The organism is Nucisporomicrobium flavum, assembly GCF_016464385.1.
Classification (GTDB): domain Bacteria; phylum Actinomycetota; class Actinomycetes; order Mycobacteriales; family Micromonosporaceae; genus Actinoplanes; species Actinoplanes flavus_A.
This window is the reverse complement of sequence record NZ_JADMLH010000009.1, coordinates 37,436-59,881: the sequence shown is the minus strand read 5'-3', so window position 1 is coordinate 59,881 and position 22,446 is coordinate 37,436. Positions and strand designations below refer to the sequence as shown.

At 72.4% G+C, this 22,446-nt stretch carries 24 protein-coding genes and 1 riboswitch; of the genes, 20 read left to right on the top strand and 4 right to left on the bottom strand.

The genetic code is table 11. The features are described from left to right. The first annotated feature begins 448 nt into the window (after window positions 1-448). The 6 genes from IT780_RS21945 to IT780_RS21920 all read left to right on the top strand — a co-directional run bounded on the left by IT780_RS21945 (window position 449) and on the right by IT780_RS21920 (window position 8,034). Window positions 449-2,722 (top strand): primosomal protein N', encoded by a 2,274-nt coding sequence (locus IT780_RS21945; RefSeq protein ID WP_443678587.1) that lies wholly within the window; start codon window positions 449-451, stop codon window positions 2,720-2,722. Between the two features lie 82 nt (window positions 2,723-2,804). Beyond that, window positions 2,805-4,013, top strand: a complete 1,209-nt coding sequence (locus IT780_RS21940; RefSeq protein WP_199513506.1) for a cytochrome P450 — start codon at window positions 2,805-2,807, stop codon at window positions 4,011-4,013. Between the two features lie 121 nt (window positions 4,014-4,134). After that, window positions 4,135-4,692 (top strand): peptide deformylase, encoded by a 558-nt coding sequence (gene def, locus IT780_RS21935; RefSeq protein ID WP_199513505.1) that lies wholly within the window; start codon window positions 4,135-4,137, stop codon window positions 4,690-4,692. 4 nt (window positions 4,693-4,696) lie between these two features. Next, entirely contained in the window at window positions 4,697-5,623 is a 927-nt protein-coding gene (gene fmt, locus IT780_RS21930) for a methionyl-tRNA formyltransferase (protein WP_199513504.1), read from the top strand. Further along, complete coding sequence (locus tag IT780_RS21925) at window positions 5,620-7,308, top strand: RsmB/NOP family class I SAM-dependent RNA methyltransferase (RefSeq protein WP_307831307.1); 1,689 nt, start codon at window positions 5,620-5,622, stop codon at window positions 7,306-7,308. Before fmt ends, IT780_RS21925 begins: the two co-directional genes overlap by 4 nt. 81 nt (window positions 7,309-7,389) lie before the next feature. Then, a complete protein-coding gene (locus IT780_RS21920; protein ID WP_199513503.1) occupies window positions 7,390-8,034 on the top strand; it encodes a sulfotransferase family protein in 645 nt (214 codons plus the stop codon). 16 nt (window positions 8,035-8,050) lie between these two features. Here the strand turns inward: IT780_RS21920 and IT780_RS21915 are convergent, their stop codons facing one another. Then, complete coding sequence (locus IT780_RS21915; RefSeq protein ID WP_199513502.1) at window positions 8,051-8,917, bottom strand: septum formation family protein; 867 nt, start codon at window positions 8,915-8,917, stop codon at window positions 8,051-8,053. A 66-nt stretch (window positions 8,918-8,983) separates the two neighbouring features. Here IT780_RS21915 and rpe point away from each other — a divergent pair, with 66 nt between their 5' ends. The 6 genes from rpe to ribH all read left to right on the top strand — a co-directional run bounded on the left by rpe (window position 8,984) and on the right by ribH (window position 14,515). Further along, a complete protein-coding gene (rpe, locus tag IT780_RS21910; RefSeq protein WP_372443764.1) occupies window positions 8,984-9,706 on the top strand; it encodes a ribulose-phosphate 3-epimerase in 723 nt (240 codons plus the stop codon). After that, complete coding sequence (locus tag IT780_RS21905) at window positions 9,703-10,725, top strand: GGDEF domain-containing response regulator (protein WP_199513501.1); 1,023 nt, start codon at window positions 9,703-9,705, stop codon at window positions 10,723-10,725. The genes rpe and IT780_RS21905 overlap by 4 nt, the downstream gene beginning before the upstream one ends. Window positions 10,726-10,786: 61 nt before the next feature. Beyond that, window positions 10,787-10,966, top strand: a riboswitch (FMN riboswitch). Window positions 10,967-11,140: 174 nt separating this feature from the next. Continuing rightward, on the top strand, window positions 11,141-12,196 hold the full coding sequence (gene ribD / locus IT780_RS21900; protein ID WP_199513500.1) for a bifunctional diaminohydroxyphosphoribosylaminopyrimidine deaminase/5-amino-6-(5-phosphoribosylamino)uracil reductase RibD: 1,056 nt from the start codon (window positions 11,141-11,143) through the stop codon (window positions 12,194-12,196). Continuing rightward, entirely contained in the window at window positions 12,196-12,798 is a 603-nt protein-coding gene (locus IT780_RS21895; protein ID WP_199513499.1) for a riboflavin synthase, read from the top strand. Before ribD ends, IT780_RS21895 begins: the two co-directional genes overlap by 1 nt. Continuing rightward, the gene (locus tag IT780_RS21890) at window positions 12,788-13,993 is read left to right on the top strand and encodes a bifunctional 3,4-dihydroxy-2-butanone-4-phosphate synthase/GTP cyclohydrolase II (RefSeq protein WP_199513498.1); all 1,206 of its coding nucleotides are present in this window, start codon (window positions 12,788-12,790) and stop codon (window positions 13,991-13,993) included. The genes IT780_RS21895 and IT780_RS21890 overlap by 11 nt, the downstream gene beginning before the upstream one ends. Before the next feature lie 45 nt (window positions 13,994-14,038). Further along, window positions 14,039-14,515, top strand: a complete 477-nt coding sequence (gene ribH / locus IT780_RS21885; RefSeq protein ID WP_199513497.1) for a 6,7-dimethyl-8-ribityllumazine synthase — start codon at window positions 14,039-14,041, stop codon at window positions 14,513-14,515. Here ribH and IT780_RS21880 read toward each other — a convergent pair. Genes IT780_RS21880 through IT780_RS21870 form a run of 3 tightly spaced genes read right to left on the bottom strand, consistent with a single transcriptional unit; the run spans window position 14,512 to window position 16,975 of the window. Next, complete coding sequence (locus IT780_RS21880; RefSeq protein WP_199513741.1) at window positions 14,512-15,252, bottom strand: amino acid ABC transporter ATP-binding protein; 741 nt, start codon at window positions 15,250-15,252, stop codon at window positions 14,512-14,514. The two genes, ribH and IT780_RS21880, sit on opposite strands and share 4 nt — an antisense overlap. Further along, window positions 15,252-16,100: an amino acid ABC transporter permease gene (locus IT780_RS21875; protein ID WP_199513496.1), complete on the bottom strand. Its 849-nt coding sequence runs from the start codon at window positions 16,098-16,100 to the stop codon at window positions 15,252-15,254. Before IT780_RS21875 ends, IT780_RS21880 begins: the two co-directional genes overlap by 1 nt. Next, window positions 16,097-16,975 (bottom strand): ABC transporter substrate-binding protein, encoded by an 879-nt coding sequence (locus tag IT780_RS21870; protein WP_199513495.1) that lies wholly within the window; start codon window positions 16,973-16,975, stop codon window positions 16,097-16,099. Before IT780_RS21870 ends, IT780_RS21875 begins: the two co-directional genes overlap by 4 nt. Before the next feature lie 78 nt (window positions 16,976-17,053). On the opposite strand from IT780_RS21870, the gene IT780_RS21865 reads away from it, so the two are divergent. The 8 genes from IT780_RS21865 to pheS all read left to right on the top strand — a co-directional run bounded on the left by IT780_RS21865 (window position 17,054) and on the right by pheS (window position 22,446). Next, on the top strand, window positions 17,054-17,317 hold the full coding sequence (locus tag IT780_RS21865) for a phosphoribosyl-ATP diphosphatase (protein ID WP_199513494.1): 264 nt from the start codon (window positions 17,054-17,056) through the stop codon (window positions 17,315-17,317). Between the two features lie 44 nt (window positions 17,318-17,361). Continuing rightward, window positions 17,362-18,207, top strand: a complete 846-nt coding sequence (hisG, locus tag IT780_RS21860; RefSeq protein WP_199513493.1) for an ATP phosphoribosyltransferase — start codon at window positions 17,362-17,364, stop codon at window positions 18,205-18,207. A 16-nt stretch (window positions 18,208-18,223) separates the two neighbouring features. After that, window positions 18,224-18,676 (top strand): PH domain-containing protein, encoded by a 453-nt coding sequence (locus tag IT780_RS21855; RefSeq protein ID WP_372443762.1) that lies wholly within the window; start codon window positions 18,224-18,226, stop codon window positions 18,674-18,676. Between the two features lie 353 nt (window positions 18,677-19,029). Next, on the top strand, window positions 19,030-19,641 hold the full coding sequence (infC, locus tag IT780_RS21850) for a translation initiation factor IF-3 (RefSeq protein WP_199513491.1): 612 nt from the start codon (window positions 19,030-19,032) through the stop codon (window positions 19,639-19,641). A 52-nt stretch (window positions 19,642-19,693) separates the two neighbouring features. Next, window positions 19,694-19,888, top strand: coding sequence for a 50S ribosomal protein L35 (rpmI, locus tag IT780_RS21845; RefSeq protein WP_199513490.1), 195 nt, complete (start codon window positions 19,694-19,696; stop codon window positions 19,886-19,888). 37 nt (window positions 19,889-19,925) lie between these two features. Further along, window positions 19,926-20,318, top strand: coding sequence for a 50S ribosomal protein L20 (gene rplT, locus IT780_RS21840; RefSeq protein WP_184991627.1), 393 nt, complete (start codon window positions 19,926-19,928; stop codon window positions 20,316-20,318). A 67-nt stretch (window positions 20,319-20,385) separates the two neighbouring features. Next, on the top strand, window positions 20,386-21,180 hold the full coding sequence (locus IT780_RS21835; RefSeq protein WP_307831306.1) for a TrmH family RNA methyltransferase: 795 nt from the start codon (window positions 20,386-20,388) through the stop codon (window positions 21,178-21,180). Between the two features lie 204 nt (window positions 21,181-21,384). Further along, a complete protein-coding gene (gene pheS / locus IT780_RS21830) occupies window positions 21,385-22,446 on the top strand; it encodes a phenylalanine--tRNA ligase subunit alpha (protein WP_199513488.1) in 1,062 nt (353 codons plus the stop codon).

Sequence of the window (22,446 nt, the reverse complement as noted above, 5' to 3'; positions counted from 1 at the left end):
CACATTGAGGACGAAACCAGATGCCCCGGCGCTTGCCGGGGCATCTGCTCTTTGCCGGTCGCAGGCTGCTGTTCCGGTGACCGGCATTGCGGTTCCGTCCGTGGTGCCGTCCTCGCCTGTGCTGCCATCCTCGCCTGTGGTGCCGTCCTCGCCTGTGGTGCCGTCCTCGCCTGTGGTGCCGTCCTCGCCTGTGGTGCCGTCCTCGCCTGTGGTGCCGTCCTCGCCTGTGCTGCCGTTCTCGGCCATTGGCCCGTCTGCGTCCTCGTCCGGCGGCTTGTCGTCGGGCTTGTCATCGTCCCTGCCCGGCTCGTCGCCGGGCTTGTCGGGGGCGGGTGGGGCTGCTGCGTTGTTCGGCGAAAACGTCGTACCCCGGCGCGAGAATGTCCGGGTGACGGCGAAGAGCAAGGAACGCGAACCGGCGGCGACGCTGCCGGTCGCCCGCGTCTGCGTGGACGTGCCGTTGCCGCACCTGGACCGCCCGTTCGACTACCTGATCGCCGCCGCCGACGATGCGGCCGCGCAGCCGGGGGTGCGGGTCAAGGTCCGGTTCGCGGGCCAGATGGTCAACGGCTTCCTGCTCGAGAGGGTGGAGTCGAGCACCCACGCCAAGCTGGCCTTCCTCGACAAGGTCGTGTCGCCCGAGCGGGTTCTCGACCCGGAGATCGCCCGGCTCGCGCGGGCCGTGGCGGATCGCTATGCGGGAAACCTTTCCGACGTCCTGCGCCTGGCGGTGCCGCCCCGGCACGCCCGCGTCGAAGCGCAAGCCACGACCGCCGCGGCTGAGGAAGGAGAGCCGGTCGAGGTCGAGCCGGCCCGCGCAGACGAGAGAAGCGCTGAGCAGGGGAGCGTCAAGCCAGGGAACGCTGAGCGGGCCGGCGATGCCCAGGTCGGAGGTGAGCCGGCCGGTTCCGCCGCCGCTTCGGCGATCTCGTCCCCGGTTGTCGGTGAGGCGGTGGCGTCGGCCGGTCCTGGTGGCGGGGTTGCGGTGGGCGATTCGGGCGAGGCGGTGGCGTCGGCCGATCCTGGTGGCGGGTCGACGCCCGGCGAATCCGGTGAGGTGGTTGCGTCCACCGATCCCCATAGCGGGGTTGCGCACGGCGATCCCGGCGGGGCGGTTGCGTCGTTCGAGGCCGGTGCCATGGCTTCGGCCGGTGATGGGCGCGGGGGTGAGGTTGTCTCGGGGTGGGCGGACTACCCGGCCGGGCCCGCCTTCCTGCACGCGCTTTCCGAGGGGCGGCCCGCGCGCGCCGTGTGGTCGGCGTTGCCGGGGGAGGACTGGCCTGCTCGGATCGCCGAGGCTGCCGCTGCCACCGTACGGGCCGGGAAGGGCGTTGTTGTCGTCGTTGCCGATGCGCGGGATCTGGAGCGGCTCGACCGGGCTCTGAGCAAGGCGCTCGGGGACGGGCGGCACGTCGCGTTGAATGCCGCTGCCGGGCCGTCCGAGCGGTACCGGCGATTTCTCGCCGCGAGCCGGCATCGGGTTCCGGTGGTTGTCGGGACTCGGGCGGCCATGTTCGCGCCCGTTGCCGATGTGGGGCTCGTTGCGATCTGGGACGACGGCGACGATCTGCACGCCGAGCCGCGAGCGCCGTATCCGCACGCGCGGGATGTGCTGCTCACCCGGGCTCAGCTTGCCGGGTGTGCTGCTCTTGTCGGGGGCTTCGCTCGTACGGGTGAAGGGCAGTTGCTCCTGGAGACCGGCTGGGCGAAGGAGATCGTGGCGACCCGCGGCACGTTGCGGGCGCGCAGCCCCGCGATAGCGCCGACCGGGGACGATCCGCAGCTCGCACGGGACCCCGGGGCGGTGACCGCTCGGTTGCCCAGCCTGGCCTGGCAGGCTGCGCGACAAGCGCTGCAGGGCGGGGCGCCCGTCCTCGTTCAGGTGCCGCGCCGCGGTTACCTTCCATCTGTCGCCTGTGCCGAATGCCGCACGCCCGCGCGTTGCCCGCACTGTGCCGGGCCGCTCGGGCTGGCCGGGGCACGTTCCGTACCGACGTGCCATTGGTGTGGGCGCGCCGCCGCGGCTTATGCGTGTCCCGCCTGCGGTGGCCGTCGCCTGCGTGCCTCGGTCACCGGGGCGCGGCGTACGGCGGAGGAGCTGGGGCGGGCTTTCCCCGGCGTGCCGGTACGCACGTCCGGCCGCGACGAGATCCTCGACACCGTTCCGGGCGACGCGGCGGTGGTCGTGGCCACGCCCGGCGCCGAGCCGGTCGCCGAGGGCGGGTACGGCGCCGTCCTGCTGCTGGACACGTGGGCCCTTTTGACCCGCGCCGACCTGCGCGCCGCGGAGGAGACGATGCGCCGCTGGCTGTCCGCGGCGGCGCTGGCCCGGCCGGCGCCCGCGGGCGGCCGGGTCGTCGTCGTGGCCGACGGTTCGCTCGCGCCGGTGCAGGCCCTGCTGCGCTGGGATCCCGGCTGGTTCGCCGCCCGCGAGCTCGCCGAGCGGCGCGAACTGGGCTTCCCGCCGGCCGCCCGGATGGCGAGCCTCACCGGAAAGGCGGAGGCCGTCGCCGAACTGCTCGACGCCACCCGCCTGCCACCGGGCGCCGAGGTGCTGGGACCGGTGCCGGCCTCGGACGACCAGGAACGGATGCTCGTACGGGTGTCGCGGGGCAAGGCGGCGGAGCTGGCGCGGGCGCTGCACGAGGCGGCGTCGGTGCGGAGCGCGAAGAAGGCGGCCCTGCCGGTTCGTATCCAGGTGGACCCGGCCGAGCTGCTGTGAACATGCTGCCCCTCCAGCGGGCGCCGGAAGCTGACAGGGATGGTGATCGACATGGGGGTGGACGGGTCAGCACAATGGAGCGATGGATGCCGCCGCCGCCATCTCGACCCTTCTCTCCGCCCGTGCCGGACGGGACCCGTACCCGGCGTACGCGGCGCTGCGGTCGTACGGGCCCGTTGTCGGGCACGGCGGGGCGTTCTTCGTCTGCGGGTACGCCGCCGCCGATGCGATCCTGCGGGACCCGGCGATGGTCGCGTACGACTCGACGCTGCTGGATGCGCAGTGGTCGGACTGGCGGGCGAACCGGGGTGTCGCGCTCTTCGCCGATTCGATGCTGCGGCAGAACCCGCCGAACCACACGCGGATGCGGCGGCTCGCTTCCGGGGTGTTCACCGCCCGCCGGGTCGCGCGGCTGCGGGACGTGATCGTCGCCCAGGTCGACGAGGCGCTCGACGAGCTGGCCGGGTGGGCCGACGGCGGGGTCGTGGACTACATGACGCATCTGGCGTACCCGTTGCCCATCGGGGTGATCTGCGCCCTGCTGGGCGTGCCGGCGAGCGATCGTGGGCAGTTCCGGCGCCTCGCCGAGGCGCTGACCGCCGTCCTCGAGGTGCGGTTCACCGAGGAGCAGGCGGTCGCGGCGCACAGCGCGGCCAAGGAGCTGGAGGACTACTTCACCTCGCTGATCGAGCTGCGCCGGCGGGAGCCCCGGGACGACCTGGTGACCGCTCTGGCGGCCGCGCACGACGCCGGCGGTGACAAGCTGACCGCCGACGAGCTCATGGGCAACCTGGCGTTGCTGCTGGTCGCGGGCTTCGAGACCACCACCAACCTGCTCGGCAACGGGCTGCATCTGCTCCTGCAGCGGCCGCAGCACGCCGCGCGGCTGCGCGACGATCCGGAACTGGCGCCGGCCTTCGTGGAGGAGATCCTGCGGTACGACTCGCCCGTGCAGCTCACCGAGCGGTTCGCGGGGGTCGACGCCGAGGTCGGCGGGGTGCCGGTGCCCGCGGGCAGCGAGCTGATCCTGTTCCTCGGTGCGGCGAACCGGGATCCGCAGCGCTTCGCCGACCCGGACCGGTTCGACCCGGACCGTCCCGACAACGCTGTGCTGTCGTTCGGCGCGGGCGCGCACTACTGTCTCGGCGCGCCGCTGGCCCGGCTCGAGGCGCGGGTGGCGCTGCCCGCGCTGCTGCGCCGCTTCCCGCGGATCGCGCCGGCGGACGAGCCGACCCGCCGGGACCGGCTCACCCTGCGAGGATGGGCGACGCTCCCGGTCGCGCTCGGCTGAACCCGCCGGGCACGGTCCGCCACGGCCCGGCCGGGGTGCCGGTGAGGCTCGGTGCAGCCGGTCCTGCCAGCTCCGTAGACTGCAGGGTGTCCCACCGTACGGCGATCAGGAGTGGCATCGCGTGACCGTCCAGCCCATCCGTCTGTTCGGCGACCCGGTGCTGCGTACGCAGGCCGACCCGGTCACCGACTTCGACAAGGAACTGCGCGCCCTCGTGCGGGACCTCACCGACACCATGCTCGACGAGTCAGGGGCCGGGCTGGCCGCCCCGCAGCTGGGTGTGGGCCTGCGGGTGTTCACGTTCAACGTCGACGACGTGGTGGGGCACATCGTCAACCCGGTGCTGAGCTTCCCCGACGCCGAGGAGCAGGACGGGCCGGAGGGCTGCCTGTCGATCCCCGGCGTCTACGTGGACACGAAGCGACGGCAGAACGTCGTCGCGGAAGGCCTCAACGAGTACGGGGACCCGATCAAGCTGGTGGGCACCGGCCTGATGGCTCGGTGTGTGCAGCACGAGACCGACCACCTGGACGGGGTGCTGTTCCTGGACCGGCTCGACGCCGCCGCCCGCAAGGACGCGATGAAGCAGATCCGGGCCGCCGAGTGGTACGACGCCGGGAAGCCGCCGGTGGTCAAGACCAGCCCGCACGGCAGCGGCCTTTTCGGCCTGGGGCGGTGACCGGGTGCGCCTGATCTTCGCCGGTACGCCGGAAGTCACCCTCCCGTCCCTCGACGCGATCGCGGCGTCCTCCCACGAGCTCGTGGCCGTGGTGACCCGCCCGGACGCCCCGGCGGGACGGGGCCGCCGGCTGGTCCGGTCGCCCGCCGGCGCCTGGGCCGACGAGCGTGGCATCGAGGTGCTCACGCCGCAGCGCCCGCGGGAGCCGGAGTTCCAGGAGCGGCTGCGTCAGCTCGCGCCGGACTGTGTGCCCGTGGTGGCGTACGGCGCGCTCGTGCCGCCGTCGGCGCTGGAGATCCCCGAGCACGGCTGGGTGAACCTGCACTTCTCCCTGCTGCCGGCGTGGCGGGGCGCGGCGCCCGTGCAGCACGCCGTCCTGCACGGTGACGAGGTGACCGGCGCGAGCGTGTTCGAGCTGGAGGCCGGCATGGACACCGGCCCGGTGTACGGCACGCTCACCGAGCGCATCCGCCCCGACGACACGGCGGGTGACCTGCTGGGCCGGCTCGCCACCGAGGGTGCCGGGCTGCTGGTGGCGGTTCTCGACGCGATCGAGGCGGGCACCGCGCGGGCCCACCCCCAGCCGGCCGACGGCGTCTCGATGGCGCCCAAGATCACGGTGGAGGACGCCCGGATCCGCTGGTCCGACCCGGCGTTCGCGGTGGACCGGCGCATCCGCGCCTGCACGCCCGCGCCCGGCGCCTGGACCACCCTGCGCGACGAGCGGGTCAAGCTGGGTCCGGTCCGGCCGGTGGCCAACGCCGAGCCGCTCAAGCCCGGCGAGCTGCTGGTCGAACGCACCCGCGTGCTGGCCGGCACCGCGACGACCCCGGTGATCCTCGGCGAGGTCCGGGCCGCCGGCAAGAAGCCCATGTCCGCGAGCGACTGGGCCCGTGGCCTGCGCATCAACCCGGGAGAGCAACTCCAGTGACTGCCGAGGACCGTCCGGACAACAACGAGCGGCGCCCGGCGGACAGCGAGCCCCGCGCCGACCGCGCGGACAACGAGCGGCGCCCGGCAATCGGCGACCCGCGCGCGGAGAACGGTGAGCCGCGCGGGGAGAACGGCGAGAGGCGAGCGGCGGACGGCGAGCACCGCACGGACCGGCCGGGTGACGACAGGGGGCCGGACAGCAGGGCGCACCGCGCGGACCGTCCGCACAATTCCGGTCGGCCGCGGCGTCCCGGCGGCCCCGGCTATGACCGGGCGCAGAGCCGCGACGCCCGCTCCGGTCGCGCGCCGCGGGGTGGCCGGCCGCCGTCCGACCCGGCGCGGCAGGCGGCGTACGAGGCGATCGCGGCGGTGCATCGCGATGACGCGTACGCGAATCTTGTGCTGCCCGACATCCTGCGCGGCATGGGGTTGCACGGGCGGGACGCGGCGTTCTCCACCGAGCTCACGTACGGCACGCTGCGCGCGGTCGGCACCCTGGACCGGATCATCGCCGAGGCGGCCGGCCGTGAGGTGTCGCGCATCGACCCGCCCGCCCGGGACGCGCTGCGGCTGGGGGCGTACCAGCTGCTCTTCACGAGGGTGCCCGCCCACGCCGCGGTGAACCAGACCGTCGACCTGGTCCGGTCGGTCGCGCCCGGCGCGGCCGGGTTCGCGAACGCGGTCATGCGCGGCATCTCCGAGACCAGCCTCGACGACTGGCTGGCGCGGGTGGCGCCGGACTACGAGCAGGACCCGATCGGCAACCTCGCCGTCGTGCACAACCACCCCGAGTGGATCATCCGGTCGTTCGCGGAGTCGCTCGGCGGGGACCTCGAGGACACCGCGCGCCTGCTCATCGAGGACAACCAGCCGCCGGTCGTGCATCTGTGCGCCCGACCCGGCCGCGCCGACGCCGTGGACCTTGCGGACGAGGTGGGCGGGGTTCCGGGCGCGTTCTCGCCGTACGCGGTCTATCTCAACGGCGGCGCTCCCGGCGACCTCGCGGCCATCCGCGACGGCCGCGCCCACGTGCAGGACGAGGGTTCGCAGCTGGTGGCGGCGGCCCTGGTGGCGGCGCCGCTCGAGGGCCGCGACACCCGCTGGCTGGACCTGTGCGCGGGTCCGGGCGGCAAGACCGGCCTGCTGGGTTCGATCGCCGCGCAGCGCGGCGCCGACGTCACCGCGGTCGAGGTCGCCGACCACCGGGCCCGGCTGGTCGAGCAGGCCACGGTCGGGCTGCCGGTCACCGTCCTGCCGACGGACGGGCGTACGGTGGGCCGCGACCCGGACCTGCCCGAGGAGTCGTTCGACCGCGTTCTGGTCGACGCGCCGTGCACGGGTCTCGGTGCGCTGCGCCGGCGCCCGGAGGCCCGCTGGCGCCGCCAGCCGGGTGACCTGCCGCCGCTGACCCGCCTGCAGCGCGAGCTGCTCGTCGCGGCCCTGCGCGCGGTACGCCCCGGTGGCGTGGTCGCGTACGTGACGTGCTCCCCGCACATGGTGGAGACGCAGGTGACGGTCTCCGAAGGGTCGCGCCGCAGCGGGGTCGAGGTGGACTTCGTGGACGCGCGGCCGCTGTTGCCGCCCGGCATGCCGAAGATCGGACCGGGGCCGACGGTGCAGCTGTGGCCGCACCGGCACGGCACCGACGCGATGTTCCTGGCGGTCCTGCGCCGCACCAGCTGAGCGGTTCCCGGCGACCCGGGCGGATGACGTCCCGCCACATTGTTCACGTCTTTGGTCGGCAAACCCTGGTATTGATGACGGATGGATGTCATCGGAGCAGGATTCGGGCGTACCGGCACCCTCAGCCTCAAGCTGGCCCTGGAGCGTCTCGGTCTCGGGCCGTGCATGCACATGACGTCGCTGCTCGAGCTCCCGGAGCGCGCCGAGTTGTTCCGGCGCGCCGCCGAGGGCGACACCGGCTGTCTCCGGGAGGCGCTGGCCGGGCACCGGTCCACGGTGGACTGGCCGGGGACGTACTTCTGGCGGGAGCTGACGGCCGCGCACCCGCGGGCCAGAGTGATCCTCACCGTGCGCGACCCCGCCGCCTGGTACGAGAGCGCCGAGCGCACGATCTTCCAAGCGGCGGACCAGGCCCGTCAGGGCGCGGCGGTGCAGGCCCGCCCGGTGGTCGACATGATCGACGCGGTGGTCTGGCAGGGCACCTTCGGGGGGCGTTTCGCCGACCGCGAGGACGCGATCCAGGTCTTCGAGGAGCACAACGCAGCCGTACGCCGGGAGGTGCCCGCCCCGCGACTGCTCGAGTTCCAGGTGAAGCAGGGCTGGGAGCCGCTCTGCGCCTTCCTCGGCGTGCCGGTGCCGGACGAGCCGTTCCCGCGCACCAACGACAGCACGGAGTTCCGGAACCGGGTCGCCGACTACCGCGCCCGGAGCACGTCCGCCACCTGACGCCGCCGGCCGGTCGTCAGTCGACGGGCAGGACGTCTGGGCCCGCGCTCTTCAGTGACCGCGTCAGCGTGCGCTCGGCGAAGTAGATGAAGCAGCGCACCCGCCGCTCGCCCGCCAGCCATTCCGTGCGGGTCGGGTTGTAGGAGATCCAGCCGCTGCGGTACTGCATGTCCGAGTCGTCCGGGAGGCCGGCGAAGCGGGCGATCACGCTGCGGCAGCCCGCCGCGCTGCGAGCCGTGCCGGCTTCGAGGTCCGCGTACGACGTGTCGGGCGCCTGCCACAGGCCGGCGAACTCGGCGCGGTGCTCGCTGGTGCACCGTACGGGCTTCATCTCGGTGACAGTCTCGCCCTTGACCGACGGCGCGAAGCAGCCCAGCCGCAGCGGGGACGGGCCGGTGAGTTCGCCCTCGAGCGTCTCGGCGCGTCCGCTCTGGCCGTACCCGTCGAGGTCGGACTGGGTGACGTCGCAGCGGAACCAGCGCGCGCCGCCGGACCAGGCGTGGCGGGTCGGCCACACCACGTGGACCGCGAGGCGGGCGGCTCGCCACTGGCCGCCTAGGAAGGTCACCGCCTTGTCGGCGCATTCGCGGTAGGCCGCCCGCGCCCCGGCCGTGCCCGCGGCGGGTGGCACGTCGGCGTCGGCGGCGGTGCCGACCGCGTACGTCTCACTGACGTGCACCTGGTCGCAGGAGAGCGGGCGATAGTCGGCGGCCGCCTCGGTCTGGGTGAGGCTCGCGTGGCAGAAGCCCGGCTGCGGGAGGAACGGCGCGGGCGCCGGCGGCAGCGCCCAGCCGCCGGTCAGGTCGCCGTCGGTGCCGTCCGGGGGCGCGGTCGTGCAGCCGGCGGCGAGAAACACCACCAGCAGGTACGCGAACCGCCGCATGCCAGCCTCCCCGGGAGAACCCCATGAGTATCCCGGGCCCCGCACGTGAGGCCATACACTTCACCGGTGGAGTCATCGCCGATCACCGCCCCTAGCACGACCGTCCCTGGTACGACAGCCCCCAGCATCATCGCGCCCAGCATCCTCGCCGCGGACTTCGCGCACCTCGCCGACGCGGTGCGCGACATCGAGGGGGCGGCCGACTGGGTGCACGTGGACGTCATGGACAACCATTTCGTGCCGAATCTGACCATCGGCCTGCCCGTGGTGCAGAGCCTGCGCAAGGCGACGACCATCCCGTTCGACGTGCACCTGATGATCACCGACCCGGAGCGCTGGGCGCCCGGGTACGCGGAGGCCGGCGCGTACAACGTGACGTTCCACGCCGAGGCCTGTGAGAACCCGGTGGCGCTGGCGAAGACGCTGCGGGCGGCCGGGGCGAAGGCGGGGCTGGCGATCGACCGGGACACGCCGGTGGAGCCGTACCTGGAGCTCCTGCCCTACCTGGACACCCTGCTGATCATGACGATCAAGGCCGGTTTCGGCGGCCAGAAGTTCCTGCCGGAGATGCTGGACAAGGTCCGCGACGTGCGGCGCCGGATCACCGCCAAGGACCTGCAGGTGCGCCTGGAGGTGGACGGTGGCATCGCGGCCGACACGATCGAGCAGGCCGCGGCGGCGGGCGCCGACGCGTTCGTGGCCGGCACCGCGGTGTACGGCGCCGACGACCCCGCCGAGGCGGTCCGCAAGCTGCGGGCCCTCGCCGAGCGATCCCTGGCGCACTCATGAGCACCGGCGTCGTCCGCCGCGCCGGCGAGGGGCCGGGCAGCGAGCCCGAGGAGAAACGCGACCTGATCATGGTCGTGGACGACGACGCCGACATCGCCGGGTTCGTCGCCTTCAACCTCGAGGTGCACGGCTTCGACGTGGTCCGCGCCCGTAACGGCCAGGAGGCGCTGGAGCTGATGGAGACCCGCCGCCCCGACCTGGCGGTGGTGGACTGGATGATGCCGCAGATGGACGGCGTCGAGCTGACCCGCCGGCTGCGCGCCGAGCCGCTCACCTCCGCGCTCCCGGTGATCATGCTGACCGCCAAGGGCATGACCGTCGACAAGGTCGTCGGCCTCACCGCGGGCGTCGACGACTACCTGGTCAAGCCGTTCGACACCGCCGAGCTCATCGCCCGGGTCTCCTCGACGCTGCGGCGTAACAAGGAGTTCCGCGAGGTGTCGCCGCTGACCGGCCTGCCCGGCAACGCGCGCGTCACCCGCGAGATCGTGGACCGGATGAAGGCGAGCGGCGACTTCTCCGTCGGCTACGTCGACATCGACCGGTTCAAGCCGGTCAACGACGTGTACGGCTTCGACCGCGGCGACGAGTTCATCACCGTGCTGGCGCGCAGCCTGCACCGGGCCGCGGCCGCCGCCGGGCGCCCGCCGGTGTTCCTGGGCCACATCGGCGGCGACGACTTCGTGTTCATCTGCCACCCCGACCAGGTGCTGCCGCTGACCAAGCACATGGTCACCGATTTCGAGGCCTCCGCCGACCAGTTGTACGACCCCGAGGACGCCCAGCGCGGCTACATCGAGGTGCCGGACCGGCGCGGTGGCAAGCAGCGGGCCGCGCTGGTCACGCTCTCGATCGGTGTCGCGCAGTCCATCGCGGGCGGCCGGCTGTACGACGACCACCGCGCCGTCGTGGCGGTCGCGTCGGAGATGAAGAAGGTGGCCAAGAGCCAGCCCGGCTCGTACGTGGCCATCGACCGCCGGCGCAGCGACTCGGACCTGGACGACGAACCGACCCTGTGACGTGGGTCGCCCGGCAGGTGGCAGATCGCGGAAGTCGTGGAAGACTGGCCGGTGACCCACCACGCGCTGGCGGGACTCGGTGAAATTCCGAACCGGCGGTGATCCTTCCCTGACGGGAGGGTAAGCCCGCGACCCGGACGTCGACCTCGGCGGCCGGTGGACCTGGTGAGACTCCGGGGCCGACGGTTGATCGACCGGCACACGCCGATCGGTCAGACAGTCCGGATGGGAGACAGCGCGCGGGAACAGGACCGAGGTGTCCAACGGGTCGGCCCGCCCGGGCGCAGTGCCGTGGGCGTGTCGACGCCGTACCCTCGCCCGGGGCGCGCGAAGCGTACCCTGATGTCCGGTTTCCGGCTTTGTTTCCCTCACCTTCCCGGCGCGTGACCGTACCGCGTCAGGGAAGGGCAGAGAGATGGTCACCGAGGACGAGGCGATGCGCCGCGCGATCGCGCTTGCCGCCCGGGGCCTCGGCACCACCAGCCCCAACCCGGTCGTCGGCTGCCTGCTGCTCAGCGCCGACGGTGAGGTGGTCGGCGAGGGCTTCCACGCGTACGCGGGCGGCCCGCACGCCGAGATCGTGGCGCTGGCGCAGGCCGGGAAGCGCGCCCGCGGCGGGACGGCGGTGGTCACGCTCGAGCCCTGCAATCACACCGGCCGCACCGGGCCGTGCGCCCAGGCCCTGATCGCCGCCGGCATCACCCGGGTGGTCATCGCCGTCGACGACCCGACGCCCGTCGCGGCCGGGGGCGCGGCGACGCTGCGGGCCGCCGGGGTGGAGATCGAGACGGGGGTACGCCGGCAGGAGGCCGAGGCGGGCAACGTGGCCTGGCTGACCGCCGTACGCCGCAGCCGCCCGTACGTGACGTGGAAGTACGCGGCCACCCTCGACGGGCGCTCGGCGGCGGCCGACGGCACCAGCATGTGGATCACCTCGGAGCCGGCCCGCCGCGATGTGCACCGGCTGCGCAGCACCGTCGACGCCATCGTCGCGGGGGTCGGCACGGTGCTCGCCGACGACCCTCAGCTCACCGTGCGGGACCTGCGCGACGGCAGCCTCGCGATCAAGCAGCCGCTGCGGGTGGTGGTTGACTCCTCCGGGCGTACCCCCGAAAAGGCGCGCGTGCGGGACGCCGCCGCCGAGACCTGGATCGCGACGGCGGCCGCGGTCGGCGCCGGACCCGGCGGCCACGTCGACCTGTCCGCCCTGCTGCGCGAGCTGTACGCCCGCGGCGTGCGCGCGGCCCTCCTGGAGGGCGGCCCGACGCTGGCGGGCGCGTTCCTCGCGGCCGGCCTGGTCGACCGGGTGATCGGCTACGTGGCGCCCAAGCTGCTCGGCGCGGGGCGCGCGGCCCTGGTCGGCGCGGGCGTCACCACGATCGCCGAGGCGATCGACCTGGACCTCATCGAAGTCACGCAGATCGGCCCCGACCTGCGTTTTGTTGCATCGCTGCGGCCCAAGGAGGCCTGATGTTCACGGGGATCGTCGAAGAACTGGGTGAGGTCGTCCGGCTCACCGACGCGGGAGGCGACTCGGCGCTCATCGCCGTACGCGGACCGCTTGTCACATCCGACGCGCGGCATGGCGACTCCATCGCCGTCAACGGGGTCTGTCTCACCGTTCTCGAGGCCACCGACGGCGTCTTCACCGCCGACGTCATGGGGGAGACCCTCAAGCGGTCCTCGCTCGGCGCGCTGCGCGAGGGCAGCCCGGTCAACCTCGAGCGGGCCGCGACGGTCGGCTCGCGCCTCGGCGGGCATCTCGTGCAGGGCCACGTCGACGGGGTCGCCACGATCCTGTCCCGCGAGCCCGCCGAGCAGTGGGAGGTGCTGCGCTTCTCGCTGCCGGCCGAGCTGTCGCGCTACGTCGTGGAGAAGGGCTCGATCACCGTGGACGGCGTCTCGCTGACCGTCATGGAGGTCACCGCCGACTCGTTCGCGGTCGGGCTGATCCCCACCACGCTCAAGCTCACCGTGCTCGGCGCCAAGGGCCCCGGCGACCCGGTGAACCTCGAGGTCGACGTCATCGCCAAGTACGTCGAGAAGATGCTGGGAGACCGCAATGCTCGCTGATGTGTCCCGGGCCGTGGCCGACATCGCCGCCGGCCGTCCCGTGATCGTGGTCGACGACGAGGACCGCGAGAACGAGGGCGATCTGATCTTCGCCGCCGAGCACGCCACGCCGGAACTGGTCGCGTTCATGGTGCGGTACACCTCCGGCTACATCTGCGTGCCGCTGACCGAGGACGAGGCGGACCGGCTGGACCTGCCGCCGATGTTCCACACCAACCAGGACCGGCGCGGGACGGCGTACGCGGTCACCGTGGACGCCGCCGCGGGCATCGCCACCGGCATCTCGGCCGCCGACCGGGCGCACACGATCCGGCTGCTGGCCGGCGCGGACACCAAGCCGACCGACCTGTCCCGGCCGGGGCACGTGGTGCCGCTGCGTGCCAAGCCGGGTGGCGTGCTGCGCCGGCCCGGGCACACCGAGGCCGCGATCGACCTGGCCGTGCTGGCGGGGCTGCGGCCGGCCGGGGTGATCTGCGAGATGGTCAACGACGACGGCACGATGATGCGCCTGCCCGACCTGGAGAAGTTCGGCGCCGAGCACGACCTGGCGGTGATCAGCATCGAGCAGCTGATCGCGTACCGGCGGCGGCACGAGCAGCAGGTGGAGCGGGTCGTCGAGACCCGGCTGCCCACCGAGCACGGTGACTTCACGGCGGTCGGCTACCGCGCGGCCGTCGACGGCGCCGAGCACGTGGCCCTGGTGTACGGCGACCTCGGCGACGGCGAGGACGTGCTGGTCCGGGTCCACTCGGAGTGCCTCACCGGCGACGTCTTCGCGTCCGTACGCTGCGACTGCGGCCCTCAGCTCGACGCCGCCCTGGAACGGGTGGCGCTGGCCGGGCGGGGAGTGGTGCTGTACATGCGCGGGCACGAGGGGCGCGGGATCGGGCTGCTGCACAAGCTGCAGGCGTACCAGTTGCAGGACCGCGGCCTGGACACCGTCGACGCCAACCTGGAGCTGGGCCTGCCCGCCGACGCCCGCGACTACGGCACCGGCGCGCAGATCCTGTACGACCTCGGCGTGCGCTCGATGCGGCTGCTCACCAACAACCCGGCCAAGCGGGCGGGCCTGGAGGGGTACGGGCTGACGATCACCGGGCGGGAGGCGCTGCCCGTGCGGCTGCACCCGGAGAACGTGCGCTACCTGCGGACCAAGCGCGACCGCATGGGTCATCTGTTCGAGGCGTTGGGCTGATCCGGCCTCGCCCGGCATGGGAACATACGTCAAAAAGGGGGCAACATGGCCGGTTTCGGGGACCCGCACCTGAACACCGTCGACGCGGCCGGGCTCAAGCTCGGCATCGTCGGCTCGCGCTGGCACGCCGACCTGGTCGACCACATGGTCGACCGGGCGCAGGCGGCGGCGAAGGCGTGCGGCGTGGACGAGGTCATCGTGACCCGGGTCGCGGGCTCGGTCGAGCTGCCGATCGTGGCGCAGGCGCTGGCGAAGAAGTGCGACGCCGTGGTGGCGCTGGGTGTGGTCATCCGCGGCGAGACCGCGCACTTCGACTACGTCTGCGACTCGGTCACCGCGGGCCTGACCCGGGTGGCGCTGGACGCCGGGACGCCGGTCGCGCACGGCGTGCTGACCGTGGAGAGCCTGGGCCAGGCCAAGGACCGCGCCGGTCTGGAGGACTCGATCGAGGACAAGGGCTGGCAGAGCACGGTCGCCGTGCTGGACGCCGTGCTCGCCATCCGCCACGTGGAGAAAAGCTAGAGCCTTCCCGCCTCGATGATCCGGGCCAGGAACTGGCGGGTCCGGGGCTCCACCGGGTCGCCCAGCACCTGCGCGGGCGGCCCGGACTCGAGCACCCGGCCGCCGTCGAGGAAGACGACCCGGTCCGCCACCTGACGGGCGAAGCCCATCTCGTGGGTGGCCAGGACCATCGTCATGCCCTCCTCCTTGAGGCCGCGGATCATCGTCAGCACCTCGCCGACCAGTTCCGGGTCGAGCGCCGACGTGACCTCGTCGAGCAGCAGGAGCCGCGGGCTGTTCACCAGCGCCCGGACGATCGCGACGCGCTGCTGCTGGCCGCCGGAGAGCCGGTCGGGGTAGCTGTCCGCCTTGTCGGCGAGGCCGAGCCGCTTCAGCCATTCCATCGCCTGGTCACGGACGTCAGCCGCCGCGCGCTTGTGCACCTTGGCCGGCGCCAGCGTGATGTTGCGCAGCACGGTCATGTGCGGGAACAGGTTGTACGCCTGGAACACCATGCCGATGCGGCGGCGGACCAGGTCGGGGTTCACCCGCGGGTCGGTGATGTCCTCGCCGTCCAGCCGGATGGTGCCGTCGTCCACGCCGGTGAGCAGGCTGACGCAGCGCAGCAGCGTGGACTTGCCCGAGCCGGACGCGCCGATCAGCGCCACCACCTCGTGCTCGCCCACGTCGAGCGACAGGTCGTCCAGGACGACCTGGGACCCGAAGACCTTGCGCACGTTCTCGCACGACAGCAGCATCATGACCCCGCGGACTGGCGGCGGGCCGCGCGCAGCGTCACCCAGTCGGTGACGCCGATGAGCGGCAGGGCGAGCAGGACGAACAGCACCCCGGCCACGATGTACGGCGTGAAGTTGGCGTCCTGGGCGGTGGCGATCTGAGCCGCGCGCACGGCGTCGATCGGGCCCGCGAGGGACACCAGCCCCACGTCCTTCTGCAGCGCCACGGTGTCGTTGAGCAGGGGCGGGGCGACCCGGCGTACGGCCTGCGGCAGGACCACGTGCCGCATCGTCTGCCGGTACGTGAGCCCGAGCGAGCGCGCGGCGGCCAGCTGGCTGGGGTGCACCGACTCGATGCCGGCCCGGAACACCTCGGCGAGGTACGCCCCGTACGTGATCACCAGCGCCGCCCCGCCGAGCACCAGCACCGACGGCATCCCCTGCAGCCGCAGCCCGGGCACGCCGAGGGTGCACACGTACAGCACGATGATCAGCGGGAGGCCGCGGAACGCGTACGTGTATCCGGTCGCGAGCGCGCGTACCGGGAAGAAGACCGGTCCGCGCAGCGTGCGCAGCACCGCGACCAGCAGGCCGAGCGCCAGCGCGGCCGCGGCGCAGACGACCAGCAGCCGGATGTTCAGCCAGAGGCCTTCGAGGACGTCGGGCAGGTACTTGCGCGCGACCTCCGGGTCGAAGAACGACGACTTGACCCGGTCCCAGCCGGGTGCGCCGGTGACCGCGAAGGCGAGGGCGCCGCCGACGACCGCGGTGGACAGGGCGGCGAGCAGCACCGAGCGGATCGTCTGCCGTCGCCGGTAGGCGATCCGCCCGAGCTGGATCTCGCTGGGACGGTGGAGCTCGGTGGTCACGAAAGCTCGGGAGCCCCGCCGCTGCCGGCGAGCCAGGTCTTCTCCAGCACCGCGAGCGTGCCGTCCTGGCGCAGCTGGTCGACGGCCGCGCTCACGCACGGGGTCAGCTTGGAGCCGAGGTCGAGCACCAGACCGAACTGCTCCGGCACGCCGACCTGCGGCAGCTGACCGACGATGACGCCGTCGTCGAGCTCCGCCGCGGTCATGTAGAACGCGGTCGGCAGGTCCACCACGATGCCGTCGACCTGCTTGTTCTCCAGCGCTTTCTTGGCGTCGTCGTTGTTGTTGAACACCTGCGGCTTGGCGTCCGGCTTGATCAGGTCGGTGATCGCCTGGTAGCTGGTCGTGCCGACCTGGGCGCCGAGCTTCGCGCCCTTGAGCTCGGCCAGCGTCTTGGCGCCGGCGATCTTGGAGCCCTTGGTCGTGATCACCGTCTGGCGCACCAGGTAGTACGGCGACGAGAAGTCGACCGCCTTGCGCCGCTCCGGCGTGACCGAGAACTGGTTGATGTCGAAGTCGAACGTCTTCGGGCCCGGGGCGATCGCGTTGTTGAACGTCACCTGGGTCCAGACCACGTTCGGCGCGGGGTAGCCGAGGCGCTCGGCCACCTGGTATGCCACCGCGGACTCGAAGCCCTTGCCGTTGGCGGGCTTGTTGTCGCTGAACCACGGCTCGTACGCCGGGTTGTCGGTGCCGATCGTGAGCTTGCCCGGCGTCATCGTGTCGAGGGCGCCCGGGGCGCAGGCCGCGCTGGAGGCGGAGGCGGATCCGCTCGCGGCGGGGGTGCCCTCCTCGTCCGCGGGCGCGCAGGCGGTGAGCGTGACGGCGAGCACAGCGGCGCCGCCGAGCGCGGCGAAGGTGTTTCTGCTGACCATGACGCGCAGGCTAACCCACGTCCCAAGAGATGGGGCCGTCCGTCGCCATCGGTTAATGAGCTGCAACAATTCCCTCCCGTGAAGACGTTCGAAGAGTTGTTCGCCGAGCTTCAGGCGAAGGCGGTGCAGCGGCCCGAGGGTTCGGGCACCGTCGCGGCGCTGGACAAGGGCGTGCACTTCATCGGGAAGAAGGTCGTCGAGGAAGCAGCCGAGTCGTGGATGGCGGCCGAGCACGAGGGCCCCGACCGCGCCGCCGAGGAGATCTCGCAGCTGCTCTACCAGGCGCAAGTCCTGATGATCGCCACCGGTCTCGAGCTGAAGGACGTCTACCGACATCTCTGACGTGCCCTGTCGCCCCCATCGAGACTCGTCGAAGGAGCACGTCCATGCTGCGCATCGCCGTACCCAACAAGGGAACCCTGTCCGCACCGTCCGCCCAGATGCTGCGCGACGCCGGTTACCGCCAGCGCACCGACCCGAAGGACCTCGTCTGCCGTGACGAGGACAACAATGTCGAGTTCTTCTACCTGCGCCCCCGGGACATCGCCACGTACGTCGCCTCGGGTGATCTGGATCTCGGTATCACCGGGCGGGACCTGCTGGTGGACTCGGCCGTACCGGCCCAGGAGCTGCTGGACCTCGGTTTCGGCGGGGCCACGTTCCGCTGGGCCGCTCCGGCCGGGACGCTGGAGTCCGCGGCCGAGATCGGTGGCCGCCGCATCGCCACCGCGTACCCGGGAGTGGTGGAGCGGTATCTCGCCGAGCACGACCTGAAGGCCGACGTGGTGCGGCTCGACGGGGCGGTGGAGAACGCCGTACGCCTCGGGGTCGCGGACCTGATCGCCGACGTCGTCGAGACCGGCACCACGCTGCGCCAGGCGGGGCTGGTCACGATCGGGGACCCGCTGCTGCGCTCGTCGGCCATCCTGATCGGCCGGCACAACGACACCACCGAGGCGAAGACGTCACAGCTCATCCGGCGGCTGCAGGGCGTGCTGGTGGCCCGCAGCTACGTGATGCTGGCGTACGACGTCCGCGCCGACCTGCTGGAGAACGCGACCGCGCTGACCCCGGGCATCGAGTCGCCGACCGTCTCCCCGCTGCACCGCGAGGGCTGGGTGGCGGTGCAGGCGATGGTCCGGCGCGCGGAGGTGCACCGGATCATGGACGAGCTGTACGAGCTCGGCGCCCGCGCCATCCTCGTCACCGACATCTCCAACTGCCGGCTGTAGTGGCAGAGTGATGACTGTGACTACTCCGACTCGCGAGGCCGTCGAGTTCCGCCCGCGCCGCATCCGGTGGGTGGCCGGCATCTCGGCTGCCGCGGTGGTGATCCTCTTCACCGTGCTCAGCTTCGGCCTGCACGGCTCGACGGGCGACAACATGGGCCAGTTCGAGCGGGGCGACCAGACCGCGATGATCGGCCTGGGCGTGCTCGCCGCGGCCGGCATCCTGGCCTTCACCCGCCCCCGGGTCCGCGCGGACGCCGAGCACGTACGGATCCGCAACGTCGTCGGGAATTTCGATCTGCCCTGGTCGGCGGTGCGGGCCGTACGCTTCGACCGCAACGCCGCCTGGGCGATGCTGGAGCTGCACGACGACGAGACCGTGCCGGTCCACGCGCTGCAGGCGGCCGACAAGGAGTACGCCGTCGAGGGCGTCCGCGCACTACGGGCCCTTCATTCGGCAGCGTCCTCCTGAACTGGTAGACTTCGCCGCAGTCGACCACGCCTGCGCTCCTCACCCTCGGGTTAGCAGCGGCGGGCGCGAAAGAGGAGCCCGCTGGTTCCCACCCGAGTCGCCTCCCGCGTTCACGCGGGACGGTGGCCGGGTCCGGTCAACCGGCCCGGGAATGTTCCCGTGCCGGTGTGCGTCCTCATGGACGCCGATGACCGGTCGAGCGGGCCCTGGCATGTGCCGGGGCCTTCTGCTTTCCCGTCGCCCGTTCCACGAGGGCGGCGCGAGGCCGACCGACATTGGCAGACTGCGTACCCGGTTTCCGCCGGGACGCGAGCAGATCGTTCTGAGGAGGCCCCATCAGCGTCGAACCACGCGTGAACGAGCAGATCCGGGCAAGGGAAGTCCGGCTGGTCGGCCCCGAGGGTGAGCAGGTGGGCATCGTCCCGCTCGAGCGCGCCCTGCAGCTGGCCGCGGACGTCGACCTGGATCTGGTTGAGGTGGCGCCGATGGCGCGCCCGCCGGTGTGCAAGCTCATGGACTTCGGCAAGTTCAAGTACGAGAGTGCACTCAAGGCGCGCGAAGCCCGGCGCAACCAGCAACAGACCGTCATCAAGGAAATGAAGCTGCGCCCGAAGATCGACCCGCACGACTACGAGACCAAGAAGGGTCACGTGGTGCGGTTCCTCAAGGCCGGCGACAAGGTCAAGGTGACGATCATGTTCCGCGGTCGCGAGCAGAGCCGCCCGGAGCTGGGCTTCCGGCTCCTGCGCCGGCTCAGCGAGGAGATCTCGGAGCTCGGCTTCGTCGAGGCCAGTCCCAAGCAGGACGGCCGCAACATGATCATGGTGCTGGCGCCCCACCGGGCGACCAAGGCGGCCGCCGCGGCCACCATCGCGGCCAACGCCCGGCCGCCGCGGGAACCGCGTGAGGGCGACGGTGCCGAGGCACCGCCGGTCGAAGCGCCCGCCGACACCACCGCAGAGTGATGGAATCCCCGAGGTCCTCCGGCCTCGGGGAGCAGAGAGAGTAGGCGTTCAAGTGCCGAAGATGAAGAGCCACACCGGCATGGGTAAGCGGGTGAAGCTCACCGGCAAGGGCAAGATCGTCCGCGAGCAGGCCGGCAAGCGCCACCTGCTGGAGGGCAAGTCCTCCCACGTCACGCGCCGGATGACCGGCACCGTCGTGGTCGCCAAGGCCGACGTGAAGCGCGTGAAGAAGTTGCTCGGCCGCTGACGCGAGCCACACCCGTTCCCCTGTTAGGAGTACCGAAATGGCACGCGTCAAGCGGGCAGTGAACGCCCAGAAGAAGCGTCGCACGTTGCTGGAGACTGCCAGCGGCTACCGCGGACAGCGCTCGCGCCTGTACCGCAAGGCCAAGGAGCAGGTGCTGCACTCGATGCAGTACGCGTACCGCGACCGCCGTGACCGCAAGGGCGACTTCCGCCAGCTGTGGATCACGCGCATCAACGCGGGCGCCCGGGCCAACGGCCTGACCTACAACCGCCTCATCCAGGGCCTCAAGCTGGCCGGCGTCGAGGTGGACCGCAAGATCCTGGCCGACATGGCCGTCAACGACGCCGCCTCGTTCGCGGCGATCGTCGAGATCGCCCGCGCCGCCGTGGCGGCCGAGGGCACGGGCGGCGCCGCCGCCCAGGCTGCCTGAGCAAGTCCTTTCGGGGCGCCTGCCGGTTCGTCCGGAGGCGCCCCGATGCATGTCCTGCGGAGGAGACGTGACGTTCACCCCCCGAACCCCGAGGGTGGTCGCTGCCCGGCGGCTGCAGCGCCGCCGCGACCGCGACCAGACCGGCCGCTTCCTCGCCGAGGGACCCCAGGCGGTGCGCTCGGCCCTGGCCGCGGGGGTCGTCCTGGAGCTTTTCGGTACGGACACAGCACTCACCCGCCACGGCGACCTGGCCATGCAGGCGCCCGTGGTGTCCCCGGTGACCGACGAGGGGCTGGCGGCACTCGCCGAAACCGTCCAGCCGCAGGGGCTCGTCGCGGTGTGCGAGCAGATCGACGTGCCGCTCGCTGATGCCCTCGCCAAGAAACCCCGGCTGGTGGCGGTCGCCGCGGAGATCCGCGACCCGGGCAACGCGGGTACGGTCCTGCGCACCGCCGACGCCGCCGGGGCCGGGGCGGTGGTGTTCGCCGGCGACGCGGTGGACCCGTACAACGGCAAGTGCGTGCGCTCTTCCGCGGGCAGCCTGTTCAACGTGGACATCGTCCGGGCGCCGCTGACCGTCGTCGACGAGCTGCGCGCCGCCGGGCTGCAGGTGCTGGCCACGACCGGGTACGGCGACGCCGATCTCGACGAGCTGCTCGACGACGGCTCGCTGAGCCGGCCCACCGCGTGGCTGTTCGGGTCGGAGGCGCACGGGCTCCCCGACGACCTGCTGAAGAGCGCCGACCGGCGGGTGCGCGTACCCATCTACGGTGGCGCGGAGAGCCTTAACCTGGCTGCCGCCGCGGCCGTCTGCTTGTATGCTTCGGCCAGAGCGCAGCGCTCCCCGAGGAGACCGTCATGAGTCGGATGTTTACCCAGCCCGCTGGTCGCGGGCGCGTGGGCTGACTCTTCTTCTGCGCGAACTTCCCTGACCGGCGGGCTGCGGCGAAGCCGTGCCTCCGTACACTGATCCACCCGAGTCGGACCACTCGCGGCCCTCGCTGCGCTCGGTGCACTCGGTCCCGACGAGCCGATGGCTCATCCGGTGTGAGGGAGTTCGCCCACCATGTCCTACCGCAACGATCCGTACGATCCGAAGCAGGCCGCCCTGCTCGCCCCCGAGGTCCTCGAGGCCGCGGTCGCCGAGGCCGAGAAGGCGTTCGCCGCGGCGGCCGACCTCGACGCGCTCGGCGTGCTCAAGCCCGCCCACCTGGGCGACCGCTCGCCGGTGTCGCTGGCCCGCCGCGAGATCGGCTCGCTGCCGCCCGCCGCGAAGTCCGACGCCGGCAAGCGCGTCAACGTGGCCCGGCAGTCCATCCAGGGCGCGTACGACGCCCGCCTCGCCGAGCTGGAGCTCGAGCGGGCCGCCCGGGTGCTGGTCGAGGAGCGCGTCGACGTCACCCTGCCGTGGGACCGCCGCCCGCGCGGCGCCCGGCACCCGCTGACCACGCTCATGGAGCACATGGCCGACCTGTTCATCGGCATGGGCTACGACGTCGTCGAGGGGCCCGAGCTCGAGCTCGAATGGGCGAACTTCGACGCGCTCAACATCGGCCCGGACCACCCCGCGCGCGGGCTCATGGACACGTTCTACGTGGACCTGCCCGGCCTGGTGATGCGGACGCACACGTCGCCCGGCCAGGTGCGTACCATGCTGACCCGGCAGCCGCCGATCTACGTGGTCAGCCCGGGGCGGGCGTACCGCACGGACGACCTGGACGCCACGCACAGCCCGGTGTTCCACCAGATCGAGGGTCTCGTCGTCGACGAGGGCATCACCATGGCGCACCTCAAGGGCACGCTCGACCACTTCGCCCGGGCGATGTTCGGGCCGGACGCGCGCACCCGCTGGCGCCCGCACTACTTCCCGTTCACCGAGCCGTCCGCGGAGTTCGACGTCTGGTTCGCCCAGCACCGCGACGGCCCGCGCTGGGTCGAGTGGGGCGGCTGCGGCATGGTCAACCCGCGGGTGCTCACCGCCTGCGGCATCGACCCCGAGCGCTACTCCGGCTTCGCGTTCGGCATGGGCGTCGAGCGCACGCTGATGTTCCGCAACGGCGTGAGCGACATGCACGACATGGTGGAGGGTGACGTCCGGTTCACCCGCAACTTCGGTATGGCGGTCTGA

Coding starts and splice junctions, on each gene's coding strand:
- IT780_RS21940 (WP_199513506.1), top strand. CDS start 2,805: ATGGATGCCGCCGCCGCCATCTCGACCCTTCTCTCCGCCCGTGCCGGA.
- IT780_RS21920 (WP_199513503.1), top strand. CDS start 7,390: ATGGATGTCATCGGAGCAGGATTCGGGCGTACCGGCACCCTCAGCCTC.
- IT780_RS21915 (WP_199513502.1), bottom strand. CDS start 8,917: ATGCGGCGGTTCGCGTACCTGCTGGTGGTGTTTCTCGCCGCCGGCTGC.
- IT780_RS21905 (WP_199513501.1), top strand. CDS start 9,703: ATGAGCACCGGCGTCGTCCGCCGCGCCGGCGAGGGGCCGGGCAGCGAG.
- ribD (WP_199513500.1), top strand. CDS start 11,141: ATGGTCACCGAGGACGAGGCGATGCGCCGCGCGATCGCGCTTGCCGCC.
- IT780_RS21895 (WP_199513499.1), top strand. CDS start 12,196: ATGTTCACGGGGATCGTCGAAGAACTGGGTGAGGTCGTCCGGCTCACC.
- IT780_RS21890 (WP_199513498.1), top strand. CDS start 12,788: ATGCTCGCTGATGTGTCCCGGGCCGTGGCCGACATCGCCGCCGGCCGT.
- ribH (WP_199513497.1), top strand. CDS start 14,039: ATGGCCGGTTTCGGGGACCCGCACCTGAACACCGTCGACGCGGCCGGG.
- IT780_RS21880 (WP_199513741.1), bottom strand. CDS start 15,252: ATGCTGCTGTCGTGCGAGAACGTGCGCAAGGTCTTCGGGTCCCAGGTC.
- IT780_RS21870 (WP_199513495.1), bottom strand. CDS start 16,975: ATGGTCAGCAGAAACACCTTCGCCGCGCTCGGCGGCGCCGCTGTGCTC.
- hisG (WP_199513493.1), top strand. CDS start 17,362: ATGCTGCGCATCGCCGTACCCAACAAGGGAACCCTGTCCGCACCGTCC.
- rplT (WP_184991627.1), top strand. CDS start 19,926: ATGGCACGCGTCAAGCGGGCAGTGAACGCCCAGAAGAAGCGTCGCACG.
- pheS (WP_199513488.1), top strand. CDS start 21,385: ATGTCCTACCGCAACGATCCGTACGATCCGAAGCAGGCCGCCCTGCTC.